At 35.3% G+C, this 7,961-nt stretch carries 12 protein-coding genes and 1 tRNA gene; 7 read left to right on the top strand and 6 right to left on the bottom strand.

The genetic code is table 11. From position 1 onward, the window contains the following. Positions 1–515, bottom strand: a 515-nt coding sequence (locus M901_RS01290) for a hypothetical protein (RefSeq protein WP_021276339.1), incomplete at its 3' end; no start/stop codon positions are given. Between the two features lie 72 nt (positions 516–587). Between M901_RS01290 and M901_RS01285 the strand changes: the two genes are divergently transcribed. Genes M901_RS01285 through M901_RS01275 form a run of 3 tightly spaced genes read left to right on the top strand, consistent with a single transcriptional unit; the run spans position 588 to position 4,497 of the window. Beyond that, entirely contained in the window at positions 588–1,955 is a 1,368-nt protein-coding gene (locus M901_RS01285) for an aminotransferase class III-fold pyridoxal phosphate-dependent enzyme (protein ID WP_021276341.1), read from the top strand. A 10-nt stretch (positions 1,956–1,965) separates the two neighbouring features. After that, the gene (locus tag M901_RS01280) at positions 1,966–2,976 is read left to right on the top strand and encodes an arginine N-succinyltransferase (protein ID WP_021276343.1); all 1,011 of its coding nucleotides are present in this window, start codon (positions 1,966–1,968) and stop codon (positions 2,974–2,976) included. Between the two features lie 9 nt (positions 2,977–2,985). Further along, positions 2,986–4,497 carry an aldehyde dehydrogenase family protein gene (locus M901_RS01275; RefSeq protein ID WP_021276347.1) on the top strand — a complete coding sequence of 504 codons (1,512 nt, stop codon included), beginning with the start codon at positions 2,986–2,988 and terminating at the stop codon, positions 4,495–4,497. Here M901_RS01275 and M901_RS01270 read toward each other — a convergent pair. Continuing rightward, a complete protein-coding gene (locus M901_RS01270; protein ID WP_021276345.1) occupies positions 4,494–5,003 on the bottom strand; it encodes a hypothetical protein in 510 nt (169 codons plus the stop codon). The two genes, M901_RS01275 and M901_RS01270, sit on opposite strands and share 4 nt — an antisense overlap. Positions 5,004–5,170: 167 nt before the next feature. On the opposite strand from M901_RS01270, the gene M901_RS01265 reads away from it, so the two are divergent. The 4 genes from M901_RS01265 (at position 5,171) to M901_RS01250 (ending at position 6,741) form a co-directional block, all read left to right on the top strand. Then, a tRNA-Asn gene (locus M901_RS01265) sits at positions 5,171–5,245 on the top strand. A gap of 75 nt (positions 5,246–5,320) precedes the next feature. Continuing rightward, positions 5,321–5,887, top strand: coding sequence for a hypothetical protein (locus M901_RS01260; protein ID WP_021276338.1), 567 nt, complete (start codon positions 5,321–5,323; stop codon positions 5,885–5,887). Positions 5,888–6,006: 119 nt separating this feature from the next. After that, positions 6,007–6,267: a hypothetical protein gene (locus M901_RS01255; protein ID WP_021276342.1), complete on the top strand. Its 261-nt coding sequence runs from the start codon at positions 6,007–6,009 to the stop codon at positions 6,265–6,267. 168 nt (positions 6,268–6,435) lie between these two features. Then, complete coding sequence (locus M901_RS01250) at positions 6,436–6,741, top strand: flagellar biosynthesis protein FlgM (RefSeq protein WP_021276346.1); 306 nt, start codon at positions 6,436–6,438, stop codon at positions 6,739–6,741. On the opposite strand, the gene M901_RS18290 is transcribed toward M901_RS01250, so the two are convergent. Genes M901_RS18290 through M901_RS01235 form a run of 4 tightly spaced genes read right to left on the bottom strand, consistent with a single transcriptional unit; the run spans position 6,703 to position 7,875 of the window. Continuing rightward, positions 6,703–6,984: a tetratricopeptide repeat protein gene (locus M901_RS18290; protein ID WP_157679755.1), complete on the bottom strand. Its 282-nt coding sequence runs from the start codon at positions 6,982–6,984 to the stop codon at positions 6,703–6,705. The genes M901_RS01250 and M901_RS18290 overlap by 39 nt on opposite strands. Beyond that, a complete protein-coding gene (locus tag M901_RS01245; protein WP_021276344.1) occupies positions 6,929–7,168 on the bottom strand; it encodes a hypothetical protein in 240 nt (79 codons plus the stop codon). The genes M901_RS18290 and M901_RS01245 overlap by 56 nt, the downstream gene beginning before the upstream one ends. Continuing rightward, positions 7,140–7,691 (bottom strand): tetratricopeptide repeat protein, encoded by a 552-nt coding sequence (locus M901_RS01240; protein WP_021276348.1) that lies wholly within the window; start codon positions 7,689–7,691, stop codon positions 7,140–7,142. Before M901_RS01240 ends, M901_RS01245 begins: the two co-directional genes overlap by 29 nt. After that, complete coding sequence (locus tag M901_RS01235; RefSeq protein WP_034719415.1) at positions 7,639–7,875, bottom strand: hypothetical protein; 237 nt, start codon at positions 7,873–7,875, stop codon at positions 7,639–7,641. Before M901_RS01235 ends, M901_RS01240 begins: the two co-directional genes overlap by 53 nt. Between the last annotated feature and the right edge of the window lie 86 nt (positions 7,876–7,961).

The raw sequence follows: 7,961 nt of genomic DNA, 5'->3' as shown, positions 1-7,961 counted from the left end.
ACTTTTGTTGCTTTAATATTCACCGCTGTCATATATGTAGTATTATAGTGGTACTTTTTTACAAGAAATGGAGTTGTACTCAACGCCAGTAAAGCAACGAAGATATACCTATTCTTTATAAGTTTCATTCTAAGAAGAATTGTCATAAATAAGGCACATAGTAGAGAAGCTAAAAGAAATAAGCTATCAGGAGTAAAGACAAACCCTTCTAATAGTTTGATATCTAAAGGCTTTTCTGAGCTGTACTGAGTTACCTGTACCTTTTTAGTCACACTGTCCAAGTTTTTAATCAACGCTGGGTGGCTAAATCCAAGACTCTTAGCTTTTTCGAGATTGTATCGTGCGGCCGCAAGGTTTCCCTCCTTGGCCAGAATTGTTCCAAGATTATAGTGAAAAACACCTGGACTCAGCGAGTCACGATCCTTAACTAGCTTCTCCTTTAGCTCGGTATACTTTCCGTCTAAATAGAGTTGTTCTAATTCTTTTACCTGTTTATTTATGTTAGTATCTGCCATGTTAATAATATTATCATCTGCTCTATTTTGCTTTGCAAGCTAGTGATAATTCTACCTAATAAAGGATAATAAATGGATATCAGAGTAACGTCACCTGAAATACAAGATCAAATGAATAAGTTATTTTCATCTATTCTTCTTGAGCAGCAAAAGTATATGCAGGTAAGAAAACCTGATGCTGATAAAGCTCACTTAGTAGAATCAGCTCTGAAAGAATATACAGCAAATAGAGGGAAAGGTTTCTTCTACAATTATATGTCATCAGGAAGAGGGCACGGTCCTTTTACTGAGCAAATTGATGGTTCAATCAAATATGATTTAATTGGAGGTATTGGTCCAAATATTCTTGGCCATTCACATCCTCTCTATATTAAAGCTCACCTTGAGTCTGCATGTTCAGACACAGTAATGTGTGGAAACCTACAACCTTATCCTGAAGCTGCAGCGATTACTGAAATGCTCATGAAGAATGTTTCTAACAGTAGACTTAAGCACTTTTGGTTCACTGGTTCAGGAAGTTTTGCAAACGATCTTGCACTCAAGCTAATCTGGCAAAAGAAAGAACCAAAATATAGATTAATCGCATGTACAAAAGCATTTGCTGGTAGATCAGTTGCGACACAAGATATCACGCACAATGAAGCTTACAGACAAGGAATGCCTCAATCTGTTCAAGTAGATCACGTGCCACACTTTGATCAAACAGATCCAGAAAACGCATTAGAAAAAACAATCACGGCCCTTAAAGAAGTTGTGAAAGCCAATCCTAATCAACACTGTGCCCTTATGATGGAAATCATCCAAGGAGAAGGTGGATTTATCTACGGACCTAAAGAATATTACGAAGGTGTTTTTAACTGGGCAAAAGAGAATGATCTTTATATCTGGATTGATGAAGTTCAAACTTTTGGTAGAACAAGAGAGCTCTTTGCCTTCCAGAACATGGGATTAGATCAATACGTAGATGTCGTAACTGTTGGTAAAGCTCTTCAAGTATGTGGAGCATTATTCACAGAAGAACTTAACCCAAAACCTGGACTAATTGCTGGAACATTCAATGGTTCTCTTACAGCTCTAAATGCAGGTGAAAAAATCATTCGTTATCTCACTGAAGGAAACTTCTATGGAGAGAATGGAAGAATCGCTGAACTTGAACATACATTCCTATCGAAATTAAATCATCTTTCAAAGAACTCATGTAAAGGTAAGATTAATTACTCAGGTGGAATTGGAACAATGATCGCTTTTGAAGTTGGTGATGCTTCAAAAGACATCACTATCGAGTTCATTAAGAAGCTTTTTGAAAATGGAATTATTGCGTTCATGGCCGGTAATCAACCGACAAGAGTGCGCCTCTTGCTTCCGCTTTCTTTAACTGATGAACATATCAACGAGATCTTCAAAATTATCGAACAGACTGTTTTAGAGGTTGTTAAATAAGGTATATTAAATGTTTAAGTTAAGAGCCGTTCAATTAAAAGATATCGATGATCTTTTTGAGTTAAGTAAGTTATATACATTTATTAACTTACCTGCTGATAGAGATATGATTGAAGAGAAGGTCAAGAATTCACTGAAGACTTTTGAAAAACCATCCGATGATCTTGCAGAAAATCATTATATTTTTGTTCTTGAAGACTTAGAAAAGAATAATGTTATTGGTTGTTCTATGATTCATGCTCAACATGGAACTGAAGAGGAGCCACATTTCTATCTCACAGTTGGTCAGGAGAATAAGTTTAGTCAGTCAATTAACACTGGCTTTATTCACGGAACTCTTAAGCTAGGTTTTGATACAAATGGCCCGTCAGAGATCGGTGGTCTTATTCTCAACCCAAGCTATCGCGGCAATCCATATAAACTAGGAAAGCAACTTTCTTTTGTTCGTTTTCTTTATATGGCAATGCATCCGAATAAATTCAAAGAGCTTATTCATACTGAGCTAATGCCACCATTTGACAGTGAAGGTCGTTCACCTCTTTGGGAGGCAATCGGTAGAAGGTTCTTAAATATGGAATACCATGATGCTGATCTCCTTAGTAGAAAGAATAAGGAGTTCATTCTTAGTTTGTTCCCCTCTGGAACAATCTATGAAACACTTCTTCCAATTGAAGCGAGAAATGCTGTTGGAAAAGTAGGAAAAGACACTCTTCCAGTAAAGAAAATGATTGAATCAATTGGGTTTAAATATACGAATGAAGTTGACCCTTTTGATGGAGGGCCACATTACCGCTGCCCTTTAAAAGAATTAAAACCTGTTAAAAATAAAGCAATAGTAGATATTTCATTTGATGAGCTTAAAGATGAAGTTCAATGGTATCTCGTTGATGATACTAATAAAATCTTTGAAGCCTACTGTGTTAAAGCTAAAATTGATAACAACAAACTAATTATTGATAAAGAATTTGAATCACTTTTTTCAAATTCAACTTTAAACAATAAGACTGTTGTTCCACTATAAGGAGAATAGATGTTTGAATTAAAAGGAAATTACTTCAACAATAGATATGTTCAACCTATCACATCTGGACCAAGTGCTACTGAAATTTTCATCAAGAGAGAATGTCCTTCAAATACTTCTGAAGAACTATGGAATCTCCCTGTTGACTATACACATATTGATGAAATCGTTGAGTCATCTGTTAAAGGTTTTAAGACATGGCGAAATACAGGTATAGAAGAGAGAATCAAGGTTCTTAGAAACTACCAGAATCTCTTAAAAGATAAGGCCGATGAAATTGCCCTAGCAATTGCTCTTGAAGTTGGTAAACCTCTTTGGGAAGCAAAGACAGAAGCTGGTGCACTTATTGCAAAAGTAGATGTCACAATCTCTGACTCTCTACCAAGAATTGAACTTAAGGAGTATGAAGATATCCTTCCAAATACAAAAGGAAGCGTTCATTATAAACCAGTTGGTCCTAGCTTTATCATCGGACCATTTAATTTTCCGTGCCACCTAGCTAATGGACAGATACTGAGTGCACTGATTGCTGGAAACTCAATTATCTTTAAACCATCTGAGAAAACATGTTACAGTTCACAACTTATGTTTGATTGCCTTGCAAATGCTGGCTTCCCAGAAGGTGTTGTAAACCTCGTTCAAGGTGATGGAGAAACAGCAAGAAGAATTTTAAAGTCAAAAGATATTAAGGGTGTTTTCTTTACTGGTTCAAAAGAAGTTGGACTAAAAATTATTGAAAGCACTTATACTGATTTAAGCAAACTCGTTTCATTAGAGTTAGGAGGGAAGAACCCTGCTATTATTGATGAAAATGTAAATATGGATTTCGTCTTAGAGGAATTGATAAAAGGATCTTTTCTTACAACAGGACAAAGATGTACTTCTACAGCAATCGTTGCCGTTCACGAGAATATTCATCAAGAACTAATTTCTAAATTTCATGAAATGGCTAAAAGAATAATTGTAGATCACCCTGTTGAACATGAGGAAACTCCATTTATGGGTCCTCTTATTGATCAAAGATCACTTGATCAATATTTGCTTTATATGGGAATGGCTAAACGCGAAGGTATTGAAGAAGTTATGCGTGGAAAACAGCTTGATAAGAAACATCCTGGTTACTATGTTTCACCATCAATTCACCTTGCTCAAAAATTTGATGAAGCCAGTCACTTCTTAAGTTCAGAAATTTTTGGACCTAACTGTACATTTATACCTTTTAATGATTTTGATGAAGCAATTGATATTGCAAATAGAACAGAATATGGTCTTGCGGCCTCTGTCTTTACATCTGAACAAGCTAAATTTGATCATGCTGTTAAAAATATTGATGCCGGATTGATTAACCTTAACAGATCAACTGTTGGTGCTAGTTCTAAACTTCCTTTTGGTGGAGTTAAAAATTCTGGTAATTATAGACCTGCGGCAGTTTCAACTATTGATAGCTGTGTTTATCAAATGGCTTCTCTTGAAATTAGAGATACAACTCCAACAGGTTCAATTGTTGGACTTATGGATTAAAATTGTTTTTTGTTAACTAATACACCAGTTCGAGAAGACTTTGAAAGGTCATCTTTTAAAGTCTTCTCCTGCTCAATATCGACTCCAGCATTTTTCATATATAGTCCCATAACCTCTTTTTGCTTTAGTTTCGACTGAACATATTTGAATCTTTCTTTTTCTTTTAAAATAAAAATTGAAGTCTCGACAGTGTTTCCAGAGCTATCTCTTGAGGTGTCACCAATTTTGCTCTTATCAACGTAGTGCTGGATATATTCGCATACGGCCGCCCCGGCCAAACATGGTTCCGATTTTTCAACAGTTTCAGGCTCGATATTCCTACTAAACGGTAATATCTTTGCACCCTCTTCATTGTCTCCAAAATTGAACGTCTCGCCTTTTTCGAACTGATCCAACATATCTGTTAGCTCAATACGATTGGAGCCACTAGAGCTTGCTGTGAGCTCTGAGATCTCTTCTGGTGTAATGATTCTTAGTACTTCGCCTAATAATGATACTGCGGCCATATAATTTTCCTTATACCCGATTACTATTATCGGTTAATAATAGAAAAAATTAAGAAAATCTTTAGTGTTTTATGTATTATCAGGCACTTAGTAAAAAGAAAGTTTTTTTCCCTACTAGACAAAGAACGAAAAAGTCTTTATAAAATTATCTACTTACCAAAGAATACTGGGATGTGGCGCAGCGGTAGCGCAGTAGACTGTTAATCTATTGGTCCGGGGTTCGAATCCCCGCATCCCAGCCATTTTTTTCTCCGAACATTGATATTTCTCACTATCTACCCTGTAGATATTTATCTGCTTTTTGCTAATCTTATTTTATGAAAAAACTAGAAACAATCCTTAAAGATGACTTCCAGAGAGAAGCGATTAATAAAGTCCACCAACTCTATAAAGAAACTATTGCTGAATATAGAGAAGATGTTAATGAAGAATACGAAAATATCCATCTTAGTGAAAACTTTCAAACATTCTTTAAAAAGGCTATTTTCTCAGATGCGCTCAATAACTATTCTGACATCAATTGGTACTGGCTCAAGCTCATTGAAAAGCTCGTTTATCTGATATATCTCCACGAAGAACTTGTTATAAGTGATAGTGAGTTTGAGTTGAGTGAAACTGAAGATGAACTATTCAATTTCTGGCATGATAGTGATTATGCGAAATCATTTCTAAATATGATCAATGAGAGTAAGGATCTCCTATCAACTTCTAAATTTCACTTAAGTTTATTAGAGGGGCAAATCATTGGATTCCTTTCTCTTCAGATAGACCAATCAATTAGCTTTAATGAAATTTCTTATTATAATGTTCCAGAGCTTGGTGACGGTCACAACAGACTATTCAATTCTAACTCACACTCTTATTTACAATTTAAAATCCAATAACCCGGATCGTTTTATATTCAAGCAATCTAGTGATGGTGAATATATTACTGCTGATAAAGAAACAATTTAACTTTTAATAATAAAGTTACAACCTTTAGATAATGGTGTTTAATCTTCACATGAGTTCAAAAGAACTAGATTCAGACTTAGATCATTTTAAGTCTAAGATCGAATTAGCCTTATCTATTATTAAAGAAGCTAATCCCGCTCTATATACAACATTTATAAATTTCACAAAAGTCATTATTCCTATTAATGAGAAAGGCATTGTCAGTTATTCAATGCAATCATTACCAGGCTTCTCTAGTATCAACACGTTTGAAAGAGACTTCTTAGATTTACTTGATGATCTATTACATGAAACGGTCATCACTACATGAAATCATTTTCTTAATGTCGAAGAACTTTTAATCGAAGATGATGAAAAAATCTATTACAGTCCATGGCGAAGAGCTTTAAGGCCTGTTCGTGGAATCTATCATGCATACTTCACATTCTACTGGGCCTTTATTCTCTACAAGTCACTTTATTTGGCGACCAAAGAGAATGTGATCAAAAGCTATGAATTCTCTGATCAGCAGATGAATAAAGTTATGCTTCGTACACTTGAAGAATATTTTATGATCGACTATTGCTGGGATGATTTAGAAAAAGCATTTGAAGATAATAAAATTACTGAAGAAGGTATGAAGGTCATTTCTTTTATTAATGAAGATCTTAAGAGTACGTCGAAAAGCCTTGTTCAAGAAATTGAAAACAAACTGAAGTCTCAATCAATAATTGATTATGAAAAAGTGCAAGAGCTCAAAAATCACCTAGATGGGATTAATGAGCACTACCACGAAGCTGATTAAGGCGGACTGCATTTCATTTGCTGGCATCATATCACCTTGACTTGATGCCACACCGATTCCCTTTTCGTAAACGGCTACTGCTTCGTCTTTACGTCCTAATTTTTCACAAACTTTTCCCAATAAAGAGTAAGCTGTCGAATACTTTTCATTTTCTTTTAAAACAGTTTGAAGATGGTCATATGACTGCTCAAACTCGCCTACTAAAAAAGAGTATGTCTGCCATTCCAAAGTTTGCAATTGCATCAACAGGATCCATTTCTATTACCTGTTTAAACATTTCTTCTCTTCTTTGCATTTCAGCAAGCTTCTTTTCCTCTTCTTCTTTGAGCTGTCTTTTCAGCTTGGCCTCTTCACCAAGTTTTTGAAAATTAGCAACTGTCGCTAAAGATTTCTCTTCCTCAGCTTTTTCTATTTCGCCAATCTTCATGAAAGAAAAGAGATTTATTAGTATGGGCCATAACGGAAGTTTTATCGACTTCAAGAAGCTCATCCATCACTTTAATGGCTTCTTCAAACTTATCTAACTGACCCAAAATAGCGCCTTTAGACTCATAGGCATCAGCATATGTAGGATCAATTTCAATTGCTCTATCTAATAAAGTTAGAGCAACTTCATCTTCTCTATTTTGGAAAAGCTCTACTGCCTTGAGAAATAATTCCTCAGCTTTTTCATGCGCCGTTTTAGAAGTTTGATCAATTGAAATTACTTTAAATTCTGACTCATCATTTTTGAGGATTTTTCCATGGACACGATCCTCTCTAGTAAGTTGAACAAGAGCAAACTTCTTTCCATCTTCCTCAAATTCACCCCAGATTTTTTTAAAGCCAGAATACTCAAAAATCTGTCCACTTATAAGTTCTACAAGACAAGGGTACTTAGCAGCACCTCTTCTAGATTCAATTTTTGCCGCTGTCTCTTGTCCAAGAAAACAACCTTTTTTTATAGTCAACAGCTAGCTCATTTAACCTAGTTTCATTAACTAGTTCATTACCTTCAAGAGTTAAGCCTGTTTTTGGCCAAGCTGTTCTTAGTAAGTAATGCTCAGGATCTTCTAAGTAATTATCATCCCCTCTGCTTGAGAAGATAAAATATGCTCTTTCATTTGCCCAAGTTGTTTCAAAAATATATTTCATCTTTATTAACACTGGCCAACGGTCCTGCGACCAGAGCAAATGAATCACTTAGCTTTGAGACAACAATGTCTTCCATAATGATGAAC

The sequence above is a fragment of the Bacteriovorax sp. DB6_IX genome (genome assembly GCF_000447775.1).
In the GTDB taxonomy this organism is placed as follows: Bacteria; Bdellovibrionota; Bacteriovoracia; order Bacteriovoracales; family Bacteriovoracaceae; genus Halobacteriovorax_A.
The sequence above is the reverse complement of the archived record's forward strand: the minus strand, read 5'-3'. Positions and strand labels throughout refer to the sequence as shown.

Bases quoted from the DNA above. Each gene is read 5' to 3' on its own strand.
- M901_RS01285 (WP_021276341.1), top strand. From the start codon at position 588: ATGGATATCAGAGTAACGTCACCTGAAATACAAGATCAAATGAATAAG.
- M901_RS01280 (WP_021276343.1), top strand. From the start codon at position 1,966: ATGTTTAAGTTAAGAGCCGTTCAATTAAAAGATATCGATGATCTTTTT.
- M901_RS01275 (WP_021276347.1), top strand. From the start codon at position 2,986: ATGTTTGAATTAAAAGGAAATTACTTCAACAATAGATATGTTCAACCT.
- M901_RS01270 (WP_021276345.1), bottom strand. From the start codon at position 5,003: ATGGCCGCAGTATCATTATTAGGCGAAGTACTAAGAATCATTACACCA.
- M901_RS01260 (WP_021276338.1), top strand. From the start codon at position 5,321: ATGAAAAAACTAGAAACAATCCTTAAAGATGACTTCCAGAGAGAAGCG.
- M901_RS01255 (WP_021276342.1), top strand. From the start codon at position 6,007: ATGAGTTCAAAAGAACTAGATTCAGACTTAGATCATTTTAAGTCTAAG.
- M901_RS18290 (WP_157679755.1), bottom strand. From the start codon at position 6,984: ATGCAATTGCAAACTTTGGAATGGCAGACATACTCTTTTTTAGTAGGC.
- M901_RS01245 (WP_021276344.1), bottom strand. From the start codon at position 7,168: ATGAAGATTGGCGAAATAGAAAAAGCTGAGGAAGAGAAATCTTTAGCG.
- M901_RS01235 (WP_034719415.1), bottom strand. From the start codon at position 7,875: ATGAAATATATTTTTGAAACAACTTGGGCAAATGAAAGAGCATATTTT.